This window comes from Verrucomicrobium sp. BvORR106, assembly GCF_000739655.1.
In the GTDB taxonomy this organism is placed as follows: domain Bacteria; phylum Verrucomicrobiota; class Verrucomicrobiia; order Verrucomicrobiales; family Verrucomicrobiaceae; genus Verrucomicrobium.
Genome location: NZ_BATR01000016.1, coordinates 72,291 through 98,281, shown reverse-complemented (window position 1 = coordinate 98,281; position 25,991 = coordinate 72,291). Strand labels below are relative to the sequence as shown.

Here is a 25,991-nt window from a genome sequence, read left to right as displayed (position 1 = left end):
ATGCTACGCGGTCTGTCTGGCCGATGGCAAGCTGCAGAGGGGCAGGCTGGCGGAGGGGAAGGGGAGGGTCGGCGATGCATCCGGCAGGCGAAAGCGGCGTCGAGCCGCACGCACTCCAAGACGCTGCCGCGTTGATTGGCCATGCCAGGCGGCTCTTGTGAGGTGCTAGAACCGGAAGGCGGCAGCAGCGAGGGTGGGGCTCACCTGGTTTTCAGCCTGCCTCAGCGTGGGAAGGTCCAGCGCGTTTCCTTCTGCCTGAACCCAACCAAAGTCGATGCAGTTGTCGACGTAAGGAGGCACTTATTTCCCGGTCTGTCGCGCTGCGGCGGGGGAGGGGATCAAGGGGCCAAGGTGTGCGCTCGGGCGGGTGGGAGCGGGGCGTTGGGCGTGAGCAGGTCAGTGGCCGGGAGCGGCGGTGCAGACGCTTCAGTTAGTGTCTCCTCACGTCGTCAGCTACATGGGCGTTGGGCGGTTGCCGATCAAATACCAGAGGGTGGACGCACAGGCTTCCGGGCACTACATCATGCTGCCTACGCTTGCGATGGGTTTGGTGTGTTTCCTTCTGTCTGAGCATGAGCATCGCCGGTCGTAGTTGACGACGTGAGGAGACACAAATTTCCCGGTCTGTGGGGATGTGGCGGGGAAGGGGAACAAGGGGCCAAGGTGTGCGCTCGGGCGGATGGGAGCCGGAGCGGGGCGGTGGGTGTGAGGAGGTCAGCGGCGGGAGCGGCGCTGCAGACGCTTCAGCTAGTGCCTCCTCACGTCGACAACTACACTGGCGTTGGAGATGCCTTGGCAGAAGGTGGAGCGCTGACCCCATTGCAAGCTGTGGCAAGCTGATGGCCTGCGGCAAACAGCTTCCAACAGCTCCACGAGCTCAAGTCTTGTGTCTCCCGCAACGCGGGTCACACCGCCCGGTCGTACAATTTCTCAAACACCTTCTCCACTCCTTCGGCGGCGCGCATGGGGTCCACGATGGTGATGCCGTCTGGGCCGAAGCGGGCGGTCACCGGGGCGCCGTTGCCTTCGTTGAGGTACTTGAAGTTAAGGTCACGAACCACGGCGGCGGCGTGCACAATCGCGGTGGTGATGCGGGCGTCCTCGGCGGTGGGATAGATGGGAGCCACTTCATCCAGGGTGGCCTCGTGGAACTTCACACGGCAGATGGCGGCGAGACCGACGGTGAGGCTGTCCACGCCGTAGCCCAGGTAGCCGCTGGTGCCATCGGGGCGGGCGACCTCGCGGGTGAAGTGGTTGTTGCTGGTGCGGGAGCCGCCGCCGGCGTTCCAGAAGCGGAAGCCGCGGTACTGCTGGTCGCTTTCCACCTTGCCATCGGCGCCGACGATTTCGTGGCCCTGGTTCACGGGCGCTTCGAAGTCGGCCGGGGTGATCCAGTTGTTGTGGAAGTTGATGCTCATGCCGTTCTCGAACTCCACGCGCACCTGCACGGCGTCATAGGCATTGATGCCATCACGCACAAGGCGCTTCTTCTGGCCCACGGCGGAGAGGGAGACGGGCTTGCTGCGATAGTAGCTGTAGATCAGGTCCGTCCAGTGCGGGCCCACGTAGCTGAAGGGATCGCTGCTTTCCACCCACTTGAAGGTGCTGGTGCTGACTTCCAGCGGTTCTTCCAGATAAGCGGTGCCGTAGAGCGGAGTGCCGATGCGATTTTGAATGTCGTTCTTGATGCGCAGGTGGTCGGGGTCGTAGCGCTTGTGCATGTCCACCGCGACCACGCAGTTCTTTTCCCGCGCGAGATCGATGATCTGGTCCGCCTCGTGAATGCTCAGGCACATGGGCTTCTCCGTCATCACGTGCACGCCCTTGGCCAGGGCGGCCAGGATAGGCTCGGTATGCAGATGGTCCGGCGTGGCCACGGCCATCACGTCCAGATCCGGGAAGTCGCGCAGGATGTCGTCCCACGGGGCTTCACCGTGATAAGCCTTGGGTTCGTGCCCGGTCATTTCCTTGAAGCTGGCCGCCGCCTTGGCCGCAGAGCCGGGCGAGCGGGTGGCCACGGCCACGAGGTCAAAACGAATGAGGGCAAAGTCGCGGCTCCAGGCATCCAAACCCACGCGGGCGAGCTGGCCGGCGATGCCGAAGCGCTGGAGGTCGGCATAGGCACGGGCATGCACGTCACCGCCGAACATGCCGGCGCCGACCAGGGCGATCTTGATGGTAGTTTCCATGAACGAGAGGGAAAGGCTGCGACCCGGGAGGGGGACGGTTCGGCATCTTCGATGAACTTGTGGCGGATTGCTCCTCGTTTCCTCCCGTCTTCAGATACAATTGTACCAGCCCGTTGTCATGCGGGCTCTTTGGTAAAACCGCAGGCCGGGGGAAATCTGCACGACTTTTTGCATTAGGCCGGGTTTTACCCGCCATGGCCCAGTCGGGCCGCGTTCACCCTCCCTGCCACTTCCATGCACCTCGTCACCTCGCGCACCCTTGCCACCCGTCGGCGTATCCTGGCCCAGCTTGCTGCCGGGGGCGCATTCTCCGCCGTGAGCGGCCTCTTCGCCGAGGCGCTGACGGTCACCGCCAAGTTGACGGAGGGGCCCTACTACCCGGCCAACACCCCGTTCAACAACATCCCGCTCGACAAAGATAATGACATGGTCCTGCTCAACGACAGCCTGACGCCTGCGACGGGTCTGGTCACCCATGTGGCGGGGCGGGTGCTGGATCGCAACGGCAATGCGGTGCGCGGCGCCTTGGTGGAGATCTGGCATGCGGATCACCATGGCGAGTACATCCAGAGCACGACAGCGGTGCGCAATCCCAAGTCCGACCCGAACTTCGCGGGCTTTGGCCAGTTTCTCACCGGCAAGGACGGCGCATACCGCTTCCGCACCATCAAGGCCGGGCTCTATCGCGGTCGCACGCGGCACATTCATGCGGCAGTGACGCTCCCCGGCGAGAAGATCCGTACCTGCACGCAGCTCTTCTGGGATGAGCCTTCCTATGATCTGAATGGGAAGCTCTGGGCCCAGCAGAATGACAACGACGGTGTGCTGCGCGGCGTGCGCGATGCCACACAGCGGGCGGCGCTGATCAGGAAGTTCAGCAAGGTGGCCGGAGCGGCCGGGGACGAGGAAAGCACGGTGTGGGACATCGTCATGGGCAGCGCGACCATGGAGCCATCCTATCCCAACACCCCCGGGGGTGAACTCATTGTTCCCGGTGAAGCCGTGGGTTCGTCGAAATCACGCTGGAAGATCGCCGTGCCCGCCTATCCCGGCTATGCCTATGAAGTCTATGCCAACCCCACGCACGGCACGCTGGGTTACGCGGCCCTGCCCTTTGCCCTGACGGCGGAAGGCAAGGTGGACCGCAACATTACCGTGGCGGAGAAGGAGGGGACGCTGACACTCTATGTGGACAAGCCCTCGGTGAAAGGGGCGTATCTCGTAGGGTATCGAGTTCCCGGAGCCAACCTCGGCACGCCATCAGGGCGCGGCATGGGGCCTGGGGGTGGCAGAGGACCAGGTCAGGGGCAAGGACCTGGGCCTGGGCCGCAGGGTGCCGGAGCCGAGCGTCCGCCGGGACGTCCGGGTGGAGAGGTCGGGGAGCTGTTGTTTGGAAATGGGCCTTTCTAAAGACGCCAGACTGCCAGACGCCAGACATCAGACCTGAGCTGTCGCATGAGAGGACACGCCCAGCGAAGCAGTCAGCAAACGGAGTGAGGGACATTCCTGTCCCGGTCGGTGCCGAGCGTCCCATGATGATGCCGACTCTTTGGCCTCCACCTAGGCGCCAGCTCAGGTCTGACGTCTTGTGTCTTCTAGTCTTGAGTCTCCTGCGAAGCAGGCGGACATTCTTGTCCCGGTTCGGGCCAAGCGTCCGATGACGGTGCATGCGCTTCGTCGCCTCCGTCCGTTGAACAACTTTCACCGAAGGTCACGCTGGGACGTGCGTCGGGACCGGGACTGGAAAGTCCCTCACTCCTGTTACTGATGACCGCGCCGCACTCAACCAAGCACCAAGCACCAAGCACCAACAAACCTTCCCCCTATTTCACCTCGAACGTCCTTCCATCCACGAGGCGATCATCCTGGAAAAGTTCCACCTTGAACTTGCCCTTGGGCAGGCCGTTTTTGGCTTTGAGGGTGGTGCTGATGGATTGATGGATCGTGGAGGGGATGGTGGCGGTGGCGATGACCTGGTCTTTGGCAGAACCAGCCTCGATGGCGGTCCAGACGAAGCGGATGCCTTTCACCATGGTGGGTTGTTTGAGCTCCCAGCCGGCGTGCAGCACCTTGTCCTGCGGGCTGAAGGCGGCTACGGTGGCGCCGGGGCCGCCGCGGCCGTCATCGGAGGAGAGCTTGAAGGAGGTGGTCTCCACCGTCTGCGTGAGGGCGGGGCCGTTCTTGATGGTGAACTTTTCGCGTGAGACCTCTTTGCCGTTCATGAGCAGCACGGCTTCATGCGTGCCAGCAGGCCAGCCGCCGTTGGGGATAAAGGAAAAACGGAAGGGGCAGCCGGTCTTGTTTTCCTTCAGCGTGATGCTGCGGGTGCCTTCGGAGTCGGTCATGCCGCCCAGCACCCAGCCCACTTCGATCCAGGTGGCCAAGCCGAGATCGGCGATGCCGCTGAAGACGACCTTGTCCTTGGTGTCGAACTCCCGCGTCACGTCCACCGGCTGGTTCTTGTCGTCCAGCCCCTTGGAGAGCGTGACAGATTTCAGCTCGCTGACGATGGCGTCCTTGGGCGGGCTCACGCGGAAGGGGAAGGTGCCCAGGGGCTGGCCATCCAGGGTGACCACGGCACTGTAGCAGTCGCCCACCGGCAGGGGCTGGTCATGCGTGAGGTTGAAGCCCGCGAAGGTGTTCTGCCCGGCGGAGAGCAGGATGCCCTTGTTCACCGTGGCCACATCCACCTCCGCCTCGGCGATGACGTTGTCGCGGAAGAGGAACTGCGTGGCCACCTTGCCGGTCTTGGGCCGGCCCTTCAGCTCCACGGAGAGGTAGATCGTCTCGTCCGGGTGGAAGGCTTCTGCCTTGTCTTTGGGAGCTTGTGAATCCAGGAGCCCATGGCAAAACGTAGCTGCTTTGAATGGAGACTCATCCCCAGAGGCGGCACCGGCGGCGCCCCACATCAATATTGCGGCAAGGACGGGCAAAAAGCTGCCATGGAGATTTTTCATGATCCGTTGTAATCACAACTTCGGCCTGCTGACAACTGACAAAGGCTTCTCCAAGTGCCGGAAGCGATTCGGCCCTGGAATTGCTACGACCTACTGAATGAATCCCACGGAAGAACCATCCCCTCCCCAGCCCCGCGTCGTCATCATCGGGGGCGGGTTTGGCGGGCTTGCTGCCGCCAAGGCGCTGGACAAGGCTCCGGTGAAAGTGACCCTGCTGGACCGGACGAACCACCACCTCTTTCAGCCGCTGCTCTACCAGGTGGCCACCGCGGCGCTCTCCCCGGCGAATATCGCCCAGCCGGTGCGCTCCATCCTGCATCACGCCAAGAACACGGAGACCATCATGGCCGATGTCACGGACATCGATGTGGCGCAGAAGGTCGTCACCGCCGGCGGGCAGAAGTTCCCCTTCGACTACCTGATCGTCGCCACCGGGGCCCGGCACTCCTACTTTGGCCACCCGGAGTGGGAGGCCTCCGCCCCCGGGCTGAAGACGCTGGATGATGCCCTGAACATTCGCCGTCGCCTGCTGCTGGCCTTTGAGCAGGCGGAGGTGACCACGGATGCTGCCGAGCGGGAGAAGCTCCTTACCTTCGTGGTGGTGGGCGCCGGTCCCACCGGGGTGGAAATGGCGGGCGCGATCAGCGAGATCGCCCGCGAGACGATGGTGCGCGACTTCCGCCACATCGATCCCCGCGAGGCCAAGGTGATCCTGCTGGATGCGGCGGACCGCGTCCTGCCCGTGTTTGACCCCAAGCTCTCCGGCAAGGCCCTGACCCAACTGCAGGATCTGGGCGTGGAAGTGAAGCTGGGCGTGGCGGTGCAGGGGCTGGATGACAACGGTGTCACCATCCCCGGTGGCTACATCCCCTCCCGCACGGTCATCTGGGCGGCGGGGAATGCGGCGTCTCCGCTGGTGAAACAGCTCCCAGGCGAGTTCGATCGCAGCGGGCGCATCATCGTGCAGCCCGAGCTGAACCTGAAGGAACAGGCGAACGTGTACGTCATCGGCGATACTGCTCACTGTCTGGGCAAGGACGGCAAGCCGCTCCCCGGCGTGTCCCCCGTGGCCATGCAGCAGGGGAAGCTGGCGGCGGCCAATATTCTGGCGCAGATCGCGGGGCAGCCGCTCAAGCAGTTCAAGTACTGGAACCGCGGCAGCATGGCCACCATCGGGAGGCATCGCGCCGTGGCGGATCTGCATTTCCTCAAGTTCAGCGGCTGGGTGGCGTGGATGGCGTGGGTCTTTGTCCACCTCATCTTCCTCATCGGTCTGCGCAGCCGGGTGCATGTCTTCTTCATCTGGGTGTGGTCGTACTTCACCCGGGATCAGGGCGCACGGCTCATCACGGGGCAGAAGAGCGGGGGCACCGGAGTCGATTCCTGATCAGGAAGTCCGGGCGGTGAGGTGAGGTGAGGCGCGAGCGGGACGGAGGAGTCAACACCTGCTGCACTCTGATCGGGGGCGGCAGGCGTAGTCCTTTATGGTAAAGAACCCCCCGCTTCCTGACAGCATGCCTTCCCTTTCTGACCTGCCATTTTCTGTTCTCGATCTCTCACCCGTCCTCCAGGGCGGCACCGTGGCGGAAGCCCTGGGCCGCAGTGCGGATCTAGCCCGTCATGCGGAGGACTGGGGTTTCCAGCGCTACTGGCTGGCGGAGCACCACAACATGCCCGGCATCGCCTCTGCCGCCACGGCGGTCGTGATCGGCCATGTGGCGGCGGCCACCAAGACCATTCGCGTGGGCGCGGGCGGTATCATGCTGGCCAATCATGCCCCGCTGGTGATTGCCGAGCAGTTTGGCACCCTGGACGCGCTTTTCCCAGGGCGGATCGATCTCGGACTGGGCCGTGCGCCTGGCACTGATCAGGTGACGATGCGGGCTCTGCGGCAGAGCCACGGCAGCAATGGTGAAGACTTCCCGCAGGAACTGGAGGTGCTGCGCAGCTTCCTGCGCCCCGTGCTGCCCGGCCAGAAAGTGCGCGCCGTGCCGGGGGCGGGGTCTCACATCCCCCTCTGGCTGCTGGGCTCCGGCGGTTTCAGCGCCCAGCTCGCCGGACAGTTGGGGTTGCCCTTTGGCTCCGCGGGGCATTTCTCTCCGGATAACGTCCTGCCGGGGCTGGAGATCTACCGGAACAACTTCCGTCCTTCTGGCTCGCTGGAGAAGCCGTACGCCCTGGTGTGTGTGAACGTCTTTGCCGCCGATACGGTGGCGGAGGCGGAGCAACTGGCCACGTCCCAGTACCAGGCCCACGTGCATCTGGCGCGGGGCATGCCGATGCAACTGCCTCCGCCGCTGGAGAATCGGGAGGAGGTGGAACTCGTGATGGGCACGCTGCACAGCAATCCCTTCCTGCGCGGGTCCATCATCGGCGATGCGGCCACGGTGAAGGAAAAGCTCATCGAGTACGCGGAGGTCACTCAGGCGGACGAGATCATGGTGCACTCCATGATCTTCAGCCATGAGGCCCGTCTGCGGTCCTACGAGATCGTGCAGCAGATCCGCCAGTCTCTGTGAAAAAAATAGTGCCGCATTGGAGACCCCCTCCAATGCGGCACTTCTCACACAACCGGTAGCTCACAACTACCAGTGATCTTTTTTTGGGCCGGACCAGGTCAAAACTGGCCGACTGGCTGAATTCATCAGTTGGCTTCGCCTTCAGGACGCTGGGGGCGCTGGCGGTTTCCGCCTTCTGCGCCTGCGCCTGCGCCTGCACCGCCAGGGCCACCGGCTCCGCCTTCAGGGCGGCGGAAGCCTTCGCCACGGCCTTCACCGCGCTGTCCGCCTTCGCCACGCTGGCCACCTTCACCGCGGCCACCGCCGAACTGCTCGCGCAGGCGCTGGGCAGCGGCATCCGCTTCTTCTTTGGTTACCTTGCCGTCTTTGTCGGCGTCCAGTTGCTCGAAGCGCTCCATGTTGCCGGCCACGTACTCGTCCTTGGAGACGATGCCGTCCTTGTTGGTGTCCATGCGCAGGAGGAAGTCGCCCATGCCCATGCCACCACGGCCGCCGCGACCCCCACCGGATTCACCGGGGGAGCGCTGACCCTGGCCAGGACCACCTGGGGGGCCGCCTTCGGGGCCACCCTGCGGGCGGCGGAAGCCTTCGGGACGGTCGCCAGGTGCGGGAGGGGCTCCTTCCGGCGGGCGGCCACCTTCAGGGCGGGGGCGGTTGCCTTCTGGGCCTGCTCCGGGGCCACCGGTGCGGCCAGCCTGGCGTTCGCGTTCTTCACGGAGGCGACGTCCGGCCTGCTCGGCCTCTTCTTTCTCCACGGAGCCATCGCTGTTGGCGTCCATCTTGCCGAAGCGGTCTTCCGCTTCCTTCACGGCGTTGGTGGTGAACTCTTCCTTGGAAATCTTGCCGTCGCCGTTGAGGTCCATCTTCTTCCAGGCCTCTTCCAACCGGGCGCGGGAGTCACCACCAGGGGCGCCGGGACCACCAGGACCTCCTGGGCCGCCGGGTCCGCCAGGGGGGCGGCCTTGGCCTTCACCAGCGGGAGGCGGCGGGGGGGCGTCCTGTGCCTGGGCCATCGTGAGGCTGAAGCTGAACGTGCAGCCCACGGCTGCGATCGCACTGAGAAGGATCTGCTTTGTCAGGGTCATCGTCTTCGTTGGTTTGATTTCGGTGTACACGGGGTGAAACAGACCCCCGCAAAAAAAGTTGCACGGGGTTGCGTGAGGTTTTTTGGGAATCGCAGCCCGCGATGCGGTCAGACACAAGATTTAGAGACAGAAGATCCAAGACTTGAGGGGGAGGTGCTTGATTTGGATGAGACGGGTGTCAGGGGAGGGTAGAAGAGCCTTGGGAGGCTGGCGGAAGGGGTGGGGGGCGAGGATGTTCGCCCGGCAGGCGAAAGCGGCGTCGAGCCGCCGGCACTCCAAGACGCTTCGCGACATTCGCCAGCGCTGGGGCAAACAAACCCCGCCTGGCACCTTCGATCCGCACGACAGTGTCTTGGAGTGCCGGTGGCTTGACACCGCTTTGGCACCTCTGGTGATGACCTAGAACCTGAGGACGGAAGCAGCGCGGTTGGGGCGCTTCTGGCTTTTAGCCTGCCTCGGCGGGGAAAGGTTCAGCGTTGTTCCATCTGCCTGAGCGCGCTCATAGCCGGTGTAGTTGACGACGTGAGGAGACACTAATTTCCCGGTCTGTGACGATGTGGCCGGAAAGAGGATCGAGGAGCCAAGATGGGCGCTCGGGCGGATGGGAGCCGGAGCGGGGTGATGGGTAGGTAGGAGGTGCGTGGCGGGATGATCGTTGTAGACGCTTCAGCTAGTGTCTCCTCACGTCGTCAGCTACGAACGGTGTTGGAGGTGGATTGACAGAAGGGGAGATGGTGTTGCCGATGATGGCTTGGGCAGGCTGATGGCGCGGGGACGTGCCTTTGTTTGTAGTTCAAACTTTAGTTTGCTTCAGTCTATGACAGACCTCCTGAGGCAAACTAAAGTTTGAACTACAAACAGCTTCCAGCAGCGTTCCGCTCATCATGAACATGGTCCTCCTATTGCCCTGGCATCTCATTGCCATCATGGGAGAGTCATTTGACGACCCCTCGATGGATGAGCCGTTCTCGCCGATGCTGCTCATGCTTCTGTTCACGCTGTTCCTGGCAATACTCGTCATCCTCGCCCTGGTGATCATCGTTATCGTGGTGACGGCATTGACAGCGCTGGGCATCGTGTCATCCTCGGCGCTGGCGGGTGTTTTTCGCCGCCGCTGGTCAACGGCGTTGCGGGCCTTTCACTATCAGCTTTGCGCGGTGCTTGGCGTGGCCTGCGGGATCGGATTGACCTGGAGTGTGGCCCGGCTGAACAATGTGCAAATCAGCGTGCGTGAGGTGCTCGCTGTAGGGGCTCTCGCAGGCCTGTGCGGCGGCATATTGATGGCATGGGCGATGGACCGGCTGGTCTGCATGATGCACCGCCGGAACTTTCCGGCGATGCCATCCGATGACCGATGAATTGCTGCGCCCAGCGCTGGCGGATCCCGTGATGATCTAGAACCGGAGGGTGCCAGCAGCGCGGGTGGGGCTCACTTGGCTTTTAGCCTGCCTCGGCGGGGAAAGGTTCAGCGTTGTTCCTTCTGCCTGAGTGCGCCCAAAGCCGCTGTAGTTGTCGACGTGAGGAGACACAAATTTCCCGGTCTATGGCGTTGCGGCAGGGCAGGGGATCAAGGGGCCAAGGTGGGCGCTCGGGCGGATGGGAGCGGGGCGTTGGGTAGGTGGGAGGTGCGTGGCGGGATGATCGTTGTAGACGCTTCGCGTGCTTCACACGAGGCACGAGACGCCAGACTTGAGCTGGCGCATAGGTGGATGCCAAAGAGTTGGCCACATCATGGGACGCTTGGGGCGGAGCGGGACAGGAATGTCCCTCGCTCCTTTTAATGACCGCTCCGCTGGGCATGTCCTCTCATGCGACAGCTCAGGTCTGAAGTCTTGTGTCTGGCAGTCTGGCGTCTGCTGCGAAGCAGCTTCAATCCCTCGAACCCGGCGTCAACTTCATCTCGACGGTCTGACCGTTGCGCTGCACCACGATGGTGGTCTGCTCGCCGATCTTCAGCTCGCCCATGATGTAGGTGTAGTCATAGATGTTCTGGATGTCTTTGTGACCCAACTTCACGATGATGTCCCCGGCCTGGACGCCGGCCTTGGCGGCGGGACCGACGGGGGAGACGCCGCTGAGTTTCACGCCTTTGATATCGCCCTGGGCGTAGTCGGGGATGGTGCCGAGATAGACGCGCAGGCCGGTGCGGGTGCCCTGGTTCTTGGGTGCCTCCATGGCGATGTAGTCCGGCACCTCATGCGTGGTGGAGAGGGAGCGGGCGACCAGGCCCATGAACTTGGCAATTTGAGCAGCCTTGTCGTAGTTGATCTTGTCCGCGGTGTCGGTGGGCATGTGGTAGTCCTCATGCGCGCCGGTGAAGGCGTTCAGCGTGGGGATGCCGCGGGTGTAGAAGGTGGTGGAGTCCGTGGCCAGGTGGGCGTCCGACTGGGCGCTGATGGGCAGGCCCAGCGGGGCGTTGCGTTTCTCTATTTCCTTGGTCCACACGCTGCTGCTGCCCACGCCCTGGAGGACGAGCGTCTTGTTGAAGCGGCCGATCATGTCCATGTTCAGGCACGCGGCGATCATGCCGGTGAGCTTGGCATTGGGGTCGCCCTTGATCATCTTGGCCAGGCTTTCCACGAAGTGGCTGGAGCCCAGCAGGCCCAGTTCCTCACCGGACCAGGCGGCGAAGAGGATGTCCCGTTTCATGTCCAGCTTGCCCTGCTTTTTCAGATCGGCCAGCCACTGGGCGATCTCCATCATGCCGGCGGTGCCGGAGGCGTTGTCGTCAGCGCCGAAGTGGACCTTGCGCAGGTCGTCGCCCTTGGCGCGGGAGTTGGAGCCGCCGCCGGAGCCGAGGTGGTCGATGTGCGCGCCGATGATGAGCGGGGCGATGTGGAAGTCGGGCTCGCTGCCCTTGCAGAGCATGCCCAGGACGTTGCGGCCGTTCTTTTTCTCCTGGGCGATGGCGATGTTCACGCCGAGCTTGAAGCCCTCGCAGTTGATGCCGCCCATGAGGTCGCCGGTGTCCAGCTTGTCCTGCAGGGCCTTCAGCGTCTTGCCTGCGCCGGAGAGGAGCTTGTCGCCCAGTGTGTCCGTGATGCTGATGGCGGCGAGGCCGGAGTCTGCCATGGAGGCGTCAAACGTGAGCGGGGCGAGCTGCTCCACCACCTTACTGTTGGGACCGCTCACCACGAGGATGCCGCGCGCGCCTTTTTCACGGGCGGTTAATGCCTTGAACCGCAGGCTGGCGAAGCGCATCAGCTCATTGCGGCGGTCCTGGGCCATGCCCTCGGGCAGGTAGCGGAAGACGAGCACCCATTTGTCCTTCACATCCAGGTGGGCGTAGCTGCTGTAGGTCTCCAGCTTTTTGCCATCGCTGGTGGTGGCGTTGTCCGGGGTCTCGATGCCGTACCCGGCGAAGACGATGTCTGCGGGATCGAACGCACCCGTCTTGGAGAAGGAGAGGGGGCGCCAGTCCTGGTCGGCGGTGAACTCCGTGGGGCCGTCCTTGCCGGTGAGGGTGAACTTGTTGCCCGGGGCCAGGGCCACGCCAGCGGTGAACTCAAAGTTGTCGTACCAGCCTTCTTTGTCGCCAAAGGGGACCAGGCCGATCTTCTGGAACACCTCGGCCACATACTCCGTGGCCAGGCGCTCGCCCTCTGTGCCCGTCATACGGCCGCCCAGCTCGCGGCTGGCCAGGTAGGTCACATGTTGTTTCATATCCTCCGGGCGGATCTCGCCCGTGGTGGTGGAGAGGTCCGGCTTGTTGGCGGGGGCGGGGGCGGCTCCGGCTTCATCCTTGGCGGCGACCGGGGCTTTGTTTCCTAAATCCAGCGCCTTGCGGGCGGCTTCGTCATTCCAGTCGGCCAGGTAGATCTGGCTCGCGCCGCCGGAGGTGCGGCCGCTGGTCCAGCTCAGCTTCTTGCCATCGGGGGCGAAGACGGGCAGGCCGTCGAACCCGTCCGTGGTGGTGATGCGCACCGGCTCGTGCTTGCCCGCCGCATCCACCGCGTACAGCTCGAAGTTGGCAAAGCCGTTCACGTTGTTCGTGAAGATCAGGTAGTCCCCGCTGGGGTGGAAGTACGGGGCCCAGGACATGGCGCCCAGCTTGGTGATCTGCTTCTGGTCGCTGCCATCGGCGTTCATCGTGTAGATCTCCGCGATGTCGCCTTTTTCATTGAACCGGCGCCAGCAGATCTTGCTGCCGTCGTGGCTGAAGAACGGGCCGCCATCATAGCCCGGCGTGCTGGTCAGGCGCTTCACGTCCGTGCCGTCCACGTTCATGGTGTAGATCTCCATGAAGTACTGCTTGTCGATCTTCAGACGCTCCGTGTCGGCGGGGCTGAGGGGCTCGCTGTAGGCGGCGCGGTTCGAGGCAAACACAATGCGTTTCCCGTCCGGGGAGATCGCACCCTCGGCGTCGTAACCCTCCTCCTTGGTGATCTGCTTGAGCGACTTGTCCTTCAGCGAGTAGAGGAAGAGGTCGTAGCGCTGGTCATAGTCCCAGGAGTAGCGGCGCACGCGGCTGCTTTCGCGTTCCTTGTACTCGGCGTCCTGCTTGGCCTTGGACTCCGAGTCGAGGTGCGTGGAGGCGAAGAGGATGTGGTCGTTGTCCGGGTGGATCCAGGCGCAGGTCGTCTTGCCCGAGCCCGGGGAGATGCGCTCCTGGTCGCCGGTCTCCAGGTCCATGAGGTAGATCTGGTAAAAGGGGTTCCCCGGCTCGCGCTCGCTCTGGAAGATCATCTTGGAGCCGTCCGCGTTGAAATAGCCCTCCCCGGAGCGTTTCCCCTCAAACGTGAGCTGCCGGATGTTGGAGACATAGGTGGACTCCGGGATGGCGGGCGGGGCAGGTGCGGCTGGGGCGGCCGGGGGCTGCTGGGCCACGGACAGGGCGGTGGCGGCGAGCGTGGGCAGGAGGACAGCGGGGAAGATTTTTTTCATGCTCGGCATGCCAGGGAGAGGGATAAGGGGAAAGGGAAGAGGAGTAAGGGGGTAGAAGACGGAATCTACTAGTACGCAGAGACAACGATCAACTCCGCGATGTTTGGCCAGAAAAGACGCAAGATTAGAAGACACAAGACGCAAGACATGACCGCTGCGCGGGGACGAAAGGCCGCCAGAGGGAGGATTTCAGGCCTGAGGATCGGGGGGGGCGGGGCAAACTCCGGCGGATTGAGGGGCAAGGCGGGGTTAAGGGAGGGGGCGGTGAGTGTGCGGTGATGTTCAGTGAGGTCCGCACCGCAGACGCTTCAGTTAGTGTCTCCTCACGTCGTCAGCTACATGGGCACTGGGAGACTGGCGATCAAACACCAGAGGGTTCACGTATAGGCCTCAGATCACTACATAGGCTGCCTACGCTCCTTTGGCTCTGCGATCGTCTCCCCTCTGCCTGAGTGCACCCAAAGCCAGTCGTAGCTGACGACGTAAGGAGACACAAATTTTCCTGTATGTGGCGTTGCGGCGGGAAGGGGATCAAGGGGCCAAGGTGTGCGCTCGGGCGGGCGGTGGGTGGCGGGATGATCGCTGTAGACGCTTCAGTAGGCGCGATCTCCTGTGCGTCAGCTCAGGTCTTGCGTCTTGAAGTCTGGTGTCTTCTGTCTCCCGCGCAGCGGGTCAGTCTTGTGTCTTACTACCGCTTCCTTTTCCCGCCAAACGGATCCGCCGGAGCCTCCACCTTCTCCACGCTGGGCAGGAACTCTTGGAGCACCTTCGCCAGTTGCTCGTACCCGGCGGCGCTGAAGTGGGTGCCGTCCAGAGTCAGCCCCAGCCTCCACCGATCCTCGGCATCGACGAACACCTCGTACACGGGCACGTATTTCACGCCCGCAGGCCAGGGGGCGATGGCGAGTTGGGCGTTCACCGCCTGAATGCTCTGGCGAAGTGGGCTCCGGGGCGTTTCTCCGCTGGGCGGAATGCCCAGTACGACCAGGGTCGCCTGCGGAGGCAGCTTGGGTTTGAGCATCGTCACCGCCTTCTGGATGGCCTGAACCACCTTTTCCGGAGGGTCGGGCTTTTCCATGCCGAGATTGTTCGTGCCCATCATGAGGAACAGCCGCTCTGTCCGGGCCCGGTGAAAATCCAGACGCTGGATGCGGAAGAGGATGTTCTCGGTGCGGTCGCCTGCGATGCCCAAGTTCAGAGGCTTGAGCTGACCCACGCTTCTGAACCAGGCAGACGATCCCGTGTGCAGCCAGAACTCCGTCAGCGAGTCGCCGAGGAAGCACACCCGCGCCGTTTGATTGGCCAGTTGCTGCTCCTGCTGCCCCATTCGGCGTTTCCAGTCGGCGTCTGACGGAGGCAGCGGGAGTTCTGGCTTCCGCTCAGGCGGCTGGGGGTAGTATGGATCCAGCGCCCGCAGCGAGAGCGGAAGCAGCAATCCGGCGATGGCAGAGGCTGCCATGCAGGCTCTTCCCAGTGTCAAAATCCATTGGCACCCCTCCCTCATCCCGCCAGTATGCTGGCCCATGCGTTACTGGCTACTCAAATCCGAACCGGACGTTTTCTCATTCGATCACCTCAAAGAACGCCCCAAGCGCACCGAACCCTGGAACGGGGTGCGTAATTATCAGGTGCGCAACATGATGCGCGATAACATGAAAGTGGGAGATCTCGGCTTTTTCTACCACTCGAGCTGCCCGGAGCCCGGGGTGGCGGGCGTGATCAAGATCGCCTCTGAGGCGCGGCCGGATCCCACACAGTTCGAGGTGGGTGGCGAGTACCACGACCCCAAGAGCAAGCCGGAGAATCCCGCGTGGCTGCTGGTGGATGTGGCCTGGGAGGCGGACCTGAAGGAGTTCGTCCACCTGAACGACCTGCGCGAGGAGCCCCGCCTGGCGGACCTGCTCATCCTGCGCCGGGGCAACCGGCTCTCCATCACGGAGGTGAGCAAGAAGGACTTCGACCTCATCTGCAAGATGGGCGGCGGCATCAAGAAATAACTCATCCCGCATGAAACTACCCGGCCTGCTGCTGGTCCTGCTGCTGTCGCTCGCCCTCCCGGCTTGCGACAGCCCGGACCACGCGGAGGCCCTGGCCCCGGGGTGGACGCTCTTTGTCGCCCCGCACCTGGAGCGCTGGCACGAGGCGGAAATGGCCCACAGCGGCGGCTTCACCCGGGAGACGGATGAATTTGTGCTCAAGGCGGGCAGCCCCATGACGGGGATCGTGTACCGCCACTGGAAGGCCGATGACCTGCCGGTGATCGACTACGCCATCAGCTATGAGGCCCGGCGGGTGCAGGGCACGGATTTCTTCGGCACCGTGACCTTCCCGGTCGGCAGCGTGGACCGGTGCGTGAGCTTTGTGCTCGGTGGTTGGGGCGGCTCCCAGGTGGGCATCTCCTCCATCGATGGCTACGATGCCTCCGAGAACCCCACCGGCAGCCGCCAGACCCTGGAGAACGACCACTGGTACCACGTCCGCATCGAGGTCCGGGAAAAATCCCTCCGGGTCTGGCTGGACGGTCGCCCCATCATCAATACCAACATCGCTGGGCGCCAGCTGAGCATGCGAGCAGGGGAGATTGATCGGTGCATGCCCTTTGGGTTCGCGTCGTTCCGGACGGAGGCGCGGCTGAGGAATTTGCGGGTGGAGAAGCTGCCAGTGGGCAGTAGGCAGTAGGCAGGGGTCAGAAGAGCTTCTGTATTCTCACACAAAGGCACGAAGGCACAAAGATCAGCTCCTGACATGGCTGGCGGGGATCTGTTCGTAGTACAAACTTCGACCTGAGCGGGGCTGGGAACCCCGCGCCTCCTTTTACTGACCGCTCCGCTGGGCGCGTTCTGTGACTCACACAGGCTGAAGCCTGGACTCCGTACTGTTTCAGGCCCAAAGCCTTGACGCACTGCCCACTGACGAACTGACGCACTGGTCGGGGGCGCAGACTCCCCCTGCGTCAGCTCAAGTCTTATGTCTTGTGTCTTCCAGTCTTCTGTCTCCCCGCGCAGCGGGGCTAAAAGATTGCACTTTCCCCCCAGCCCTTCCGTGCTAAACTCCCGTCCCCCGGTCCGTCCCGGTCTGGGCCACACACGTACTGAAGCAAATGGGCAAGACACTCTTCCAGAAAGTTTGGGAATCTCACTCCGTCGCTACGCTCTCCAACGGGCAGACGCAGCTCCTTATTGATACCCACCTGATTCACGAGGTCACCAGCCCCCAGGCGTTCGGCATGTTGCGCGATCTCGGCCTGAAGGTGGCCTATCCCCAGCGCACGTTCGCGACCGTGGACCACATCGTCCCCACCGACCAGCGTGAGGAGCCTTTCTCGGACTCCCTGGCGGATGCGATGATCAAGGAGCTCAACCGCAACGCCAAGGAATTCGGCGTCACCTATTTCGATCTGCGCAGCGGCAAGCAGGGCATTGTGCACGTGGTCGGACCGGAGCAGGGCATCACCCAGCCGGGCACCACCATCGCTTGCGGCGACTCCCACACCGCCACGCACGGAGCCTTCGGCGCCATCGCGTTCGGCATCGGCACCACCCAGGTGCGTGACATTCTGGCCACCCAGACCATGGCCCTCAGCCCCATGAAGGTGCGCCGCATCAATGTGGACGGCGAGCTCCGCCCTGGCGTGTATTCCAAGGACGTCATCCTCCACATCATCCGCCTCCTGGGCGCTGGTGGTGGCAAGGGCTACGCGTATGAGTACGGCGGCAGCATCTTCGACGGCTTCACGATGGAAGAGCGCATGACCGTGTGCAACATGTCCATCGAGGGCGGTGCCCGCGCCGGTTACGTCAATCCGGATGAGAAGACCTTTGAGTACCTGAAAGGCCGCCCGTACTCGCCCAAGGGCGAGGAGTGGGACAAGGCCGTCGCCGCCTGGCGCGCTGTCGCCTCCGATGCCGATGCCGTCTATGACGACGTGGTGAACATCCGCGCCGAGGACGTGCCGCCCACCGTGACCTGGGGCGTGAGCCCGGACCAGGCCATCGCCGTGAATGAGCAGGTGCCCACCGTGGAAAGCGGCACCAATCCCGAGCAGCGCATCTCCATTCAGGAAGCGCTGGAGTACATGAAGCTGGAAGGCGGCGCCCCCATCAAGGGCACCAAGATCGATGTCGCCTTCGTCGGCAGCTGCACCAACGGCCGTCTCTCCGACTTCCGCGAGGTGGCCCGCTTCCTGAAGGGCAAGAAAGTCGCTGGCCACGTGAAGGCCATCGCCGTTCCAGGCTCCCAGATTGTGGATGTGTTGGCCCGCCAGGAAGGCATCGACCAGGTCTTCACCGAGGCCGGATTCGAGTGGCGCGGCGCGGGCTGCTCCATGTGCCTCGCGATGAACCCCGACAAGCTCGTGGGCGATCAGCTCTGCGCCAGCTCCAGCAACCGCAACTTCAAGGGCCGCCAGGGCAGCCCCACCGGACGCACCATCCTCATGTCCCCGCTCATGGTGGCCGCCGCCGCCGTCACCGGTGAAGTGGCCGACGCCCGCGAGGTCTTCTCCCTCTCCGCATAAAGTTTGGGCCTTCTCCCTCTTCCCTTACCCCTTTTCCCTCTTTCACCCATGGCCCTTACGAAAGTCACGCAGATCGCCGGCACCGCCGTTCACGTTCCTGGCACCGACATCGATACCGACCGCATCATCCCCGCGCGCTTCATGAAGTGCGTCACCTTTGACGGTCTGGGCGAGTTCGCCTTCTACGACGTGCGGAAGAACCCCGATGGCACGGACAAGCCCCACCCGCTCAATGACGAGCGCTTTACCGGGGCGAACATCCTCCTCTCCGGCGCCAACTTCGGCTGCGGCAGCTCCCGTGAGCACGCCCCCCAGGCCCTCTACCGTTTCGGCTTCCGTGCCGTCATCGCGGAGAGCTTCGCGGAGATCTTCTTTGGCAACTGCACCACCCTCGGCATCCCCTGCGCTGTGGCCGCCCACAATGACATCGTCGCCCTGGCGAAGGAAGTGGAGCGCAACCCGAAGCTGGAAGTGACCGTGGACCTGCTCGAGGGCAAGGTCTTCTTCGAGGACCAGGAGTTCTCCATCATCGTCCCGCACACCGCTCGTGAGGCCCTCACGACCGGCCAGTGGGACCCCATCGCCGAGCTGCTGGAGAACAAGGACGCCGTGGACGCGAAGATCCGCGAGCTGGCCGTGGTGGCGTAGTCCCCACGCCCCTTCTTCTATCCTTTCTCCACGGCAAAGGCGGCATTCAGGCCGCCTTTGCCATTTGATCCGATCCATCCCTTTCTCGCTCCCAGTCTGAGCGGACGCCTCATCAGTCCTCATGAATTCCCTGTCGTCTGCCGAAACCATCCACGTCATTGGGCACCGCAATCCGGATACGGACGCCATCTGCGCCGCCATCGGTTACGCCGCCTTCCTGCGCGCCTCGCGGGATGTGGACGCCCGCCCTGCCTGCTGCGGGGAGATCAACGTGCGGACGAACTGGGTGCTCAGTGAGGCCGGGGTGGAGGCCCCGCGCCTGCTCATGGACGTGCGTCCCACCGCCGCCTCCGTCTGTCGGCGGGAGGTCGTCACCGCCTGCCAGGACGAGACGTTTCTCTCCGTGTACCGGAAGATGGTCGAGCATGGGTTCCGCGGCATCCCCGTGGTGAATCACGAGGGCGTGCTCGCTGGCATGCCCACCCTGCAGGAGCTGGCCCAGCTCTTCATGCCTGCCACGGCCAATGACGACGATGCGAACCGTCATGTCCGCACGAGTGAGGCCAATATGGTCGCCGCGCTCGATGGCGGCTTCCCCAACGGCCGCGCCCCGCTCGAGACCGTGGAGAACCTCATCCTCATGGTCGCCGGGTCCAGCCTGGAGACCTCCTCCACGCGCATGAAGCGCTTCCCCTCCCGCACCGTCATCATGATGGTGGGGGACCGCCCGGACGTGCAGCGCATGGCCATCCTCGCCGGAGTCGGCTGCCTCGTCATCACCGGCGGCTTCTCCGTGGGCGAGGAAATTGGCAAACTCGCCCGGGAGCAGGGCGTGCCTGTCATCGAGACCCGGTATGACACCGCCAGCGCCGCGCAGCTCGTGCGCTTCTCCCGCCCCATCGCCGATGCGTTGGACGAGACCTTCCTGAAGTTCAGCAGCAAGACCCCGCTCAAGGAGCTCATCGCCAGCGTGCATGACTCTCATCAGCCGCTCTTCCCCGTGGTGGAGGACGAGACTGGCAAGCTCCTCGGCGTCTTCTCCAAGTCCGACCTCGTGGACGTGCCGCGCACGAAGCTCGCCCTGGTGGACCACAACGAGTTCTCCCAGGCCGTCACCGGCGCTGATGAGGCGGACATCCTGGAGGTCATCGACCACCACCGCCTCAGCGGGAACCTCCGCAGCAAGGAGCCCATCCGCTTCATCAACGAGCCCGTGGGCAGCACCAGCACCATCGTGGCCATGATGTACCGCCTGCGGAACCTCGCGCCAGATCGCGCCACGGCCATCTGCCTCTGCGCCGGGATGATTTCCGATACGCTGAACCTGACCTCGCCCACCACGACGAATACCGACCGCGAGATCCTCTCCTGGCTCGCGGAGATCGGCGGCATCGATGTCGCCGCCTTCACCGCCGGGTTCTTCGCCGCCGGGTCCATGCTCCGCGATCGCCCCGCTGATCTGGCCCTGGAGTCCGACCGCAAGGAGTTTGAGGAAAACGGCTGGCGTCTCAGCATTTCCCAGATCGAGGAACTCGGCCTCGACGAGTTCTGGAAACAGGAAGCCGCCCTTCAGGAGGCCTTGGAGAAGGTCGTCGTCCAGCGCAAGCTCCACTTCGCCTGCCTCCTCGTGACCGACATCACCGAGCACGACAGCGTCCTCATCACCGCCGGCAACGACCGCGTGGACGACGCCATCGAGTACCCGAGGCTCAAGCAGCATGTCTTCGAGCTCAAGGGCGTGGTGAGCCGGAAGAAGCAACTTTTCCCGTACCTGAGCCGGGTGGTGGGCAAACTGACCGCGCCGACGCTTTAAGCGTCGGGAGTAAAAAGTGGAGAGTAAAAAGTGAAAAGTGGGAGCCCGCTGTGCGGGAGACTCATGCCCTGAATGCTGCCACCGGAGCGCTCAGTAAAAGGAGCGAGGGACATTCCTGTCCCGGTTCCTGCCAAGCGTCCCATGGCGTCGCCTTCCGCCCCAACGTTCAATCCTCCCGGGCTGTAGGCAACCCCTGACAATTCATCCTCACACAAAGGCACGAAGGCACAAAGATCTCCGCCTGCCTAAAGGAGGGGGGTCCCAGCCCCGCTCAGTTCGAAGCTGTTCGTAGTACAAACTTCAGTTTGCTCAGTACGCCTTACCCCAGATGCCCTGAAGCAAACTGAAGTTTGTACTACGAACAGAGCCCCGCCAGCCGCATCTCGAGCCCCTCTTTGTGCCTTCGTGCCTTTGTGTGAGAATCGAGAAGCCGCGCAGCGGGTCCCACTTATCCCTCTTCCCTCGTTTGCCCTTTTCCCTTCACCTTGATTGAATGAACTTCCGCCCAGCGCGTCGAAGTCCCAGAGTAACTCCCTCTTTCCCTCTCCTCTCAGGCCCGTCTAACGTTTAACTCATAACGTCTAACCTCTCACCGAACATGCCCCTCGCTCCCTCCTCGGCACAGGTCCTCGCACTGGCAGCGGCCACGCTGACACTCACGTTCGCGTTCCCCCCAGCCACCGCCTCTGCCCAGAGCAGCAGCCTGGGGGGCCGCTCCCGCCTGGCTGCCAACACGGAGCCCGGGGCCATGTACATCGAGGACATCCTGCCCAAGCCCGTGCGCCTCACCGTCGCGGGTGAGTCCGTCATCTACTACCAGCTCGACCTCCAGCGTCCCCTGGGCGCGATGGCCCCCGGCACCACCGTGCAGCTCGTCGCCATGGCGGAAGATCTCTACAAGGTCCGCGGCCGCGCCCGCCACGGCGATGTCGCCGGTTGGATGAAGATGAGCGACCTCAAGTCCGCCGACCCCAAACTGGCCGAGAAGTTGAAGGCCTTCTTTGAGCGCCAAAAGGCCGTCGATGAGGTCATCGCCAACAAGCAGGTCGCCCTCGGCATGACCGTGGATGAGGTCAAAACCTCCCTCGGCAACCCCACCCGCAAGTCTTCCAAGATCACCGCTGCCGGTCGGGAGGAAGCCCTGGAGTACAGCATCTTCGACCGCGTCCCCCAGATCACCACCGGCCGCGATGCCGAGGGCAACCTCGTCCAGCGCACCATCTATGTGAAAGTCGAGGTCGGCCGCCTCACCGTCAGCTTCAAGGACAACATCGTCACCGAGATCCAGGAGACCATGGGCAATCCCCTGGGGCCAGGGGGAGTGCGGATTATTCCGGGGCCGATTACCGTGTTTTAGCCGGAGTTTGCCGGTCGCGAGGGCGGGGCTCAACCGGAGGTTGCAGTGCGTCAGTCCGTCAGTGGGCAGTGCGTCAAGGCGTTGGGCCCGAAGCTGTACGGAGTCCAGGCTTCAGCCTGAGCCCGCTTCACGGGAGACAGAAGACTGCCAGACTCCAGACGCCAGACCTGAGCTCCCGCAAAGGAGTACCCGTCCGCCGGAGCGGTCATTGGGGAGCGCACGCATCCTGCGTGCTGTTCGCGGCATCTTGCCGCGAACGTCGTTCCCTCTGGCTCAAGCGCCCCGCCTGCCGCGAGCCACCCCTGACTTCCAAGCCCCCGGGGCTCCCTTCTAGGCGTCAGCTCAGGTCTGATGTCTGGAGTCTGGCAGTCTGGTGTCTTTGCTGAACTTTTCCCTTTCTTTTCCCGCCCCCCACGCTACTTTCCCGGCCGCTCTCCCCTTGGGAGTCGCGCATGGCGAGGTAGCAAAGTGGTAATGCACTGGTCTGCAAAACCGGTATGCGCGGGTTCAATTCCCGCCCTCGCCTCCACTCTCAAACTCAACGAGTTACGCTTTTTTTCGAATTGAGTGGCAACAGCAGTGGCAACACTTCAGCCACGTTCACTGAAGTCTAGTATTGTTCGCGAACTGAATTGGCAACTGAAACAGGGTCCGTTTTAAGGTCTCTGGACCTGCACCCGGTGGGCTGGGAAAGACGCCCTACCACTGTCACAGTGAGCCCAACACCGACAATTACTGGGTAGGGCTTCGCCCCATCGCCCGAGAGACATCGCATACCAACCAACTGAAAGGAGGAATAGGGCACCACTACCACTCAGTCGTCTAGAACGAGAAGCAAAACACCAGAGCGAGATTCTTCGCTCACTACTGACCCAGTTCAGGTTCGGAAAACCGGGCTTGAGCCAGGGACCTGCATTGATCATGTGTTCATTAAATCAGCCAAGCAAGCGTTACTTCCGTGGTTGCCAGCATCCCTGCCAGCGCCAGTTGGGTGGAAGCGACGAACTATTGGACGAGGGAATCATGGGTCAACCAGCAGGGGAGTCAGTCAGCTTCTCCTCGCCGTATCCCGGCTACGCGTGGAGTTCTTCTCAAACTTGTTTGATCGATACAATTCACTTTGTATGTGACCGTCCTTTGAAGCCACATGTGGTTTCTGAACTAGATAAAAACGGCATCTACGCTGACGGCGTGTGGAGCATCTCCACGGGATCGAGCTCTGATTGGAGCGGCTGCAAAAAGCAAACGCTTGATGTTCGCCATTCTCAAAGGAAAAAATCGGAGTCCATCGGGGCCAAGGGCAACAAATACACTATTCAGCATGTGAGGGTGGCAGCTCTGCCTCGTATGCTCCGTTCATCAAACGGTCAGTTGTTGCGCAACCAGGAGGAGCTGAGGGAAGCGATGGAAAAGGTTCATCTCGAACTGGATTCTATCGCCGAACGAGGCATTCCCTGGAAGGACACCATCCGGTTGGATGTGGTTCTGAATTTGCCAGTGAGACCAGGTGAATTCCTCAATGCCATGCGCTCGGTTCGTGTACTCGGACTGCATGCTTGGCCGGAGGTTTTCGATGAACTGTCAGTGGATGCCTCCGTGAGAAGCGATCCGCAGACAGTACAATGGAAAGGCAAGGATGTGTGGCTGAGTTGCTACAACAAAGCTCGCAAAGAGGCTAAGACATCGAACCGCATGTACCTTTCAGAGGGGTGCTTGCGAGTGGAAATACGGTTGCTCAGTAAGACCAGAATTGCAAAATTCCTCGGAGACAAAACCAAGAGACCAATGGTCAATTTTGACTATCTGTCCTTGTACCGGTCCCTTCGTCACGTGCTTTGCAAGCTTCCAACGGGTAAGCTTGTTTCACAACCTTGCAACATGGATACTCTGCTCGCCCATTGCCTTCGTCAGGGCATCGAGATTGATGGCCTGCCCGTCATCGATTGGTACCGTGAGAGCGTAGGCCGAAGCTACTTCAATCGAAAATCGAAAGAACTGGCCGCGTTGTCATTGTCGGGCATCAACCTGTGTTGGGAAGACTTGCTACCAAAGTTGGGTCCCCCAACATTGGTGGATGTCGACCAATATGGGAAAATGACTCCGGTTTATGACCCCTCATGGGGACAGCAAATGGTGATCGATCGGGAGGCTGGTCGGTACGTTCTCAAGGCGGCTACCTGTTTGGCCCCCTGAGTCAACCCGGGCGCGGCAGAGGGTCATTGACTCTCTGTCGTGTCCTTGCCGTCTGTAAACTCCTGTGATACCTCCAAATCGTGTAGGTTTAGTTACGTTCCACAGAGAACCGGAATCCTAGTCCACGGCGCTAGCCGTGCCGCTAAGCACCAAGCCGTCGATGGGTCAGCCCGAAGCCGTCTGCGTCCGACGACCGCGAAGCGGGAGGAAGGACCGGACGGCGAGGGATGTACCACATCGGCGCTTGCGCGGCAGCGTTTACAATAGTTGCTACTGTACCCGAGTCCACGCTGCCGGATCCTCGACTTGGGATCTTTGAGCACAGGGAAACCCGTCGTCGCGCGCACGTTCAGCATTGAGCTGCTACTCCGACCCGACCACGGTACAGAATTGGCAATAGAATAAACATCTCGACCTTCAGTCGTTTGTTGATACTCAATGGCTTATAGCTCCCGATTTTCGACATTTCTGTCGTTTTGTGTGGCTAAAACCAGTGAAATCACGATCTTCAGTCGTTTGTTGAGGATGAATGCCATACAATTCAGTTTATGGAAATTGTGTGGCAACAGAACCCAGATTTTGGCAAAAGCCGGTTCTACTGGGTGTTCTCCGCTTCCTGAAAGGACTCCCTCAGGGTAGCGTAAGCCGCATTCCTCCATTGCTTCGTTCGGGCTTCGAAGATCTGAAGGGGAAGGTTGCCAATGCGTGGCCCCGGCAAGACAGGTTTCGGAACCTTTGTCCGCCCTTTGGCGATGCAGACCGATTGCGCTGCCTGCAACGAAGACGCTCAGGGTGTTATATGAACCTGAACGACGCAGGTTATCTGCTGTCATCTCAGTCCCATGTCCCGTCCCCGATACTACATACCTCGGATCTCACGGAACGTGGTATGCGCTCTTTTCCACGAAGCGAAACGCCGGCGCAAGCCGATGACCCGACTCGTGGATGAACTGCTCACGGTTGCCCTCACTGGCACACCCGGCTGGCAGATCGCGCACACTGCATTTTCCGCGATTCAGAAACACCCCCATCCCGGCGAAGGCCCACCCAGGCCGTAGCCGTCCATCACTCCTCCAGCCCTTGATTGACTGACCCGGCCCTTCGCCGGGTTTTGTTGTTTTAGGGCAGGCGGTTCAACTCCAAAGGCAAACTCCAATTTGAGAGGAACACTTCTATGGCAATCACGTTGTCAGCCAACTACAGTAAAAAGCTCGGACTGCCCGCCTTCAGCAGTCACAGCTTCAGCGCCTCGGTTCAGGTCGAACTCACCGACCTTTCCCAGGCCGAAGCCGAATGCCGGAGGCTCTATCAAATGCTGCAGCAATCCGTGGATCGTGAGATCCAACATGTCGGCTTCGTACCCGATCCCTGCACCTACGGCATCGTGGATGGCCGGGCCAGCTTCGGCAACGGTCCAGCTCCCCACAAGAAAGGAAGGCGACTGGTGCCCATTACCAATGGACAGGTCCGTTCATCCCATGGGACGGACGCTCCGTGGCTCTGCACCGAAGGCCAGCGAGGATTCATTCTACGCTTGGTGAGCGACTACCAACTCGACAAACATCTCATTGATGAACTCGCCCTCCAGCTCTTCGGCGTCGGGGTGAGGCAGCTCAACAAGATGCAGGCTTCCCAGCTCATTGATGAGTTGCTAGCTCAGGTTGGCAAACCCCGCCAATCCCGCCTGCGTCATCCGACCCTCAACGGCCACGCTCATGATCGCGCTGCCTGAGGGGCGATCAGCCACGCCCTGCTCTATCGTGAGGTCACTGGTCTCCGGGAGTAGGGGCGTTGAACTGCATCATCTGGTTAAACGCTGGAAGCTGAGCT

19 protein-coding genes and 1 tRNA gene are annotated in these 25,991 nt (G+C 62.3%); 13 read left to right on the top strand and 7 right to left on the bottom strand.

Annotation, left to right across the window (positions count from 1 at the left end; genetic code table 11):
- Window positions 1–165: 165 nt before the first annotated feature.
- Both BV106_RS38060 and BV106_RS02910 read right to left on the bottom strand, forming a co-directional pair.
- Window positions 166–300, bottom strand: a complete 135-nt coding sequence (locus BV106_RS38060) for a hypothetical protein (RefSeq protein WP_265595282.1) — start codon at window positions 298–300, stop codon at window positions 166–168.
- A 605-nt stretch (window positions 301–905) separates the two neighbouring features.
- On the bottom strand, window positions 906–2,189 hold the full coding sequence (locus tag BV106_RS02910; RefSeq protein ID WP_038160176.1) for a Gfo/Idh/MocA family oxidoreductase: 1,284 nt from the start codon (window positions 2,187–2,189) through the stop codon (window positions 906–908).
- A gap of 234 nt (window positions 2,190–2,423) precedes the next feature.
- On the opposite strand from BV106_RS02910, the gene BV106_RS34975 reads away from it, so the two are divergent.
- Entirely contained in the window at window positions 2,424–3,599 is a 1,176-nt protein-coding gene (locus tag BV106_RS34975; RefSeq protein ID WP_051944872.1) for a hypothetical protein, read from the top strand.
- 413 nt (window positions 3,600–4,012) lie between these two features.
- Here the strand turns inward: BV106_RS34975 and BV106_RS02900 are convergent, their stop codons facing one another.
- The gene (locus tag BV106_RS02900; protein WP_265595281.1) at window positions 4,013–5,146 is read right to left on the bottom strand and encodes a hypothetical protein; all 1,134 of its coding nucleotides are present in this window, start codon (window positions 5,144–5,146) and stop codon (window positions 4,013–4,015) included.
- Between the two features lie 97 nt (window positions 5,147–5,243).
- Between BV106_RS02900 and BV106_RS02895 the strand changes: the two genes are divergently transcribed.
- Both BV106_RS02895 and BV106_RS02890 read left to right on the top strand, forming a co-directional pair.
- Window positions 5,244–6,533, top strand: coding sequence for an NAD(P)/FAD-dependent oxidoreductase (locus BV106_RS02895; RefSeq protein ID WP_038160170.1), 1,290 nt, complete (start codon window positions 5,244–5,246; stop codon window positions 6,531–6,533).
- Window positions 6,534–6,660: 127 nt separating this feature from the next.
- Entirely contained in the window at window positions 6,661–7,665 is a 1,005-nt protein-coding gene (locus BV106_RS02890; RefSeq protein WP_038160235.1) for an LLM class flavin-dependent oxidoreductase, read from the top strand.
- Between the two features lie 125 nt (window positions 7,666–7,790).
- On the opposite strand, the gene BV106_RS02885 is transcribed toward BV106_RS02890, so the two are convergent.
- Window positions 7,791–8,750: an EF-hand domain-containing protein gene (locus BV106_RS02885; RefSeq protein ID WP_038160168.1), complete on the bottom strand. Its 960-nt coding sequence runs from the start codon at window positions 8,748–8,750 to the stop codon at window positions 7,791–7,793.
- Between the two features lie 884 nt (window positions 8,751–9,634).
- Between BV106_RS02885 and BV106_RS02880 the strand changes: the two genes are divergently transcribed.
- Complete coding sequence (locus BV106_RS02880; RefSeq protein WP_038160165.1) at window positions 9,635–10,108, top strand: hypothetical protein; 474 nt, start codon at window positions 9,635–9,637, stop codon at window positions 10,106–10,108.
- A 511-nt stretch (window positions 10,109–10,619) separates the two neighbouring features.
- On the opposite strand, the gene BV106_RS02875 is transcribed toward BV106_RS02880, so the two are convergent.
- Entirely contained in the window at window positions 10,620–13,634 is a 3,015-nt protein-coding gene (locus BV106_RS02875; protein WP_051944874.1) for a M28 family peptidase, read from the bottom strand.
- 688 nt (window positions 13,635–14,322) lie between these two features.
- Complete coding sequence (locus BV106_RS02870; RefSeq protein ID WP_038160163.1) at window positions 14,323–15,093, bottom strand: GDSL-type esterase/lipase family protein; 771 nt, start codon at window positions 15,091–15,093, stop codon at window positions 14,323–14,325.
- Between the two features lie 64 nt (window positions 15,094–15,157).
- On the opposite strand from BV106_RS02870, the gene BV106_RS02865 reads away from it, so the two are divergent.
- The 8 genes from BV106_RS02865 to BV106_RS02830 all read left to right on the top strand — a co-directional run bounded on the left by BV106_RS02865 (window position 15,158) and on the right by BV106_RS02830 (window position 24,161).
- A complete protein-coding gene (locus BV106_RS02865) occupies window positions 15,158–15,631 on the top strand; it encodes an EVE domain-containing protein (RefSeq protein ID WP_038160161.1) in 474 nt (157 codons plus the stop codon).
- Between the two features lie 10 nt (window positions 15,632–15,641).
- Window positions 15,642–16,313 (top strand): family 16 glycoside hydrolase, encoded by a 672-nt coding sequence (locus tag BV106_RS02860; protein WP_051944869.1) that lies wholly within the window; start codon window positions 15,642–15,644, stop codon window positions 16,311–16,313.
- Window positions 16,314–16,734: 421 nt separating this feature from the next.
- Entirely contained in the window at window positions 16,735–18,150 is a 1,416-nt protein-coding gene (gene leuC / locus BV106_RS02855; RefSeq protein ID WP_038160159.1) for a 3-isopropylmalate dehydratase large subunit, read from the top strand.
- Window positions 18,151–18,198: 48 nt separating this feature from the next.
- A complete protein-coding gene (leuD, locus tag BV106_RS02850; protein ID WP_038160157.1) occupies window positions 18,199–18,798 on the top strand; it encodes a 3-isopropylmalate dehydratase small subunit in 600 nt (199 codons plus the stop codon).
- A 121-nt stretch (window positions 18,799–18,919) separates the two neighbouring features.
- The gene (locus BV106_RS02845; protein WP_038160155.1) at window positions 18,920–20,611 is read left to right on the top strand and encodes a putative manganese-dependent inorganic diphosphatase; all 1,692 of its coding nucleotides are present in this window, start codon (window positions 18,920–18,922) and stop codon (window positions 20,609–20,611) included.
- Window positions 20,612–21,209: 598 nt separating this feature from the next.
- Window positions 21,210–21,968, top strand: coding sequence for a hypothetical protein (locus tag BV106_RS02840; RefSeq protein WP_038160153.1), 759 nt, complete (start codon window positions 21,210–21,212; stop codon window positions 21,966–21,968).
- Window positions 21,969–22,422: 454 nt separating this feature from the next.
- Window positions 22,423–22,497 (top strand) — tRNA-Cys (locus BV106_RS02835).
- A 392-nt stretch (window positions 22,498–22,889) separates the two neighbouring features.
- On the top strand, window positions 22,890–24,161 hold the full coding sequence (locus BV106_RS02830; RefSeq protein WP_265595280.1) for a hypothetical protein: 1,272 nt from the start codon (window positions 22,890–22,892) through the stop codon (window positions 24,159–24,161).
- A 443-nt stretch (window positions 24,162–24,604) separates the two neighbouring features.
- On the opposite strand, the gene BV106_RS38055 is transcribed toward BV106_RS02830, so the two are convergent.
- A complete protein-coding gene (locus tag BV106_RS38055; protein WP_265595279.1) occupies window positions 24,605–24,994 on the bottom strand; it encodes a hypothetical protein in 390 nt (129 codons plus the stop codon).
- A 341-nt stretch (window positions 24,995–25,335) separates the two neighbouring features.
- Between BV106_RS38055 and BV106_RS02825 the strand changes: the two genes are divergently transcribed.
- Complete coding sequence (locus BV106_RS02825) at window positions 25,336–25,893, top strand: hypothetical protein (RefSeq protein WP_051944866.1); 558 nt, start codon at window positions 25,336–25,338, stop codon at window positions 25,891–25,893.
- Window positions 25,894–25,991 lie beyond the last annotated feature (98 nt).

Coding starts and splice junctions, on each gene's coding strand:
- BV106_RS02830 (WP_265595280.1), top strand. CDS start 22,890: ATGTGTTCATTAAATCAGCCAAGCAAGCGTTACTTCCGTGGTTGCCAG.
- BV106_RS02860 (WP_051944869.1), top strand. CDS start 15,642: ATGAAACTACCCGGCCTGCTGCTGGTCCTGCTGCTGTCGCTCGCCCTC.
- BV106_RS02910 (WP_038160176.1), bottom strand. CDS start 2,189: ATGGAAACTACCATCAAGATCGCCCTGGTCGGCGCCGGCATGTTCGGC.
- BV106_RS02845 (WP_038160155.1), top strand. CDS start 18,920: ATGAATTCCCTGTCGTCTGCCGAAACCATCCACGTCATTGGGCACCGC.
- BV106_RS34975 (WP_051944872.1), top strand. CDS start 2,424: ATGCACCTCGTCACCTCGCGCACCCTTGCCACCCGTCGGCGTATCCTG.
- BV106_RS38055 (WP_265595279.1), bottom strand. CDS start 24,994: ATGACAGCAGATAACCTGCGTCGTTCAGGTTCATATAACACCCTGAGC.
- leuC (WP_038160159.1), top strand. CDS start 16,735: ATGGGCAAGACACTCTTCCAGAAAGTTTGGGAATCTCACTCCGTCGCT.
- BV106_RS02890 (WP_038160235.1), top strand. CDS start 6,661: ATGCCTTCCCTTTCTGACCTGCCATTTTCTGTTCTCGATCTCTCACCC.
- BV106_RS02885 (WP_038160168.1), bottom strand. CDS start 8,750: ATGACCCTGACAAAGCAGATCCTTCTCAGTGCGATCGCAGCCGTGGGC.
- leuD (WP_038160157.1), top strand. CDS start 18,199: ATGGCCCTTACGAAAGTCACGCAGATCGCCGGCACCGCCGTTCACGTT.
- BV106_RS02900 (WP_265595281.1), bottom strand. CDS start 5,146: ATGAAAAATCTCCATGGCAGCTTTTTGCCCGTCCTTGCCGCAATATTG.
- BV106_RS02875 (WP_051944874.1), bottom strand. CDS start 13,634: ATGAAAAAAATCTTCCCCGCTGTCCTCCTGCCCACGCTCGCCGCCACC.
- BV106_RS02825 (WP_051944866.1), top strand. CDS start 25,336: ATGGCAATCACGTTGTCAGCCAACTACAGTAAAAAGCTCGGACTGCCC.
- BV106_RS02895 (WP_038160170.1), top strand. CDS start 5,244: ATGAATCCCACGGAAGAACCATCCCCTCCCCAGCCCCGCGTCGTCATC.
- BV106_RS02840 (WP_038160153.1), top strand. CDS start 21,210: ATGCCCCTCGCTCCCTCCTCGGCACAGGTCCTCGCACTGGCAGCGGCC.
- BV106_RS02880 (WP_038160165.1), top strand. CDS start 9,635: ATGAACATGGTCCTCCTATTGCCCTGGCATCTCATTGCCATCATGGGA.
- BV106_RS02865 (WP_038160161.1), top strand. CDS start 15,158: ATGCGTTACTGGCTACTCAAATCCGAACCGGACGTTTTCTCATTCGAT.
- BV106_RS02870 (WP_038160163.1), bottom strand. CDS start 15,093: ATGGCAGCCTCTGCCATCGCCGGATTGCTGCTTCCGCTCTCGCTGCGG.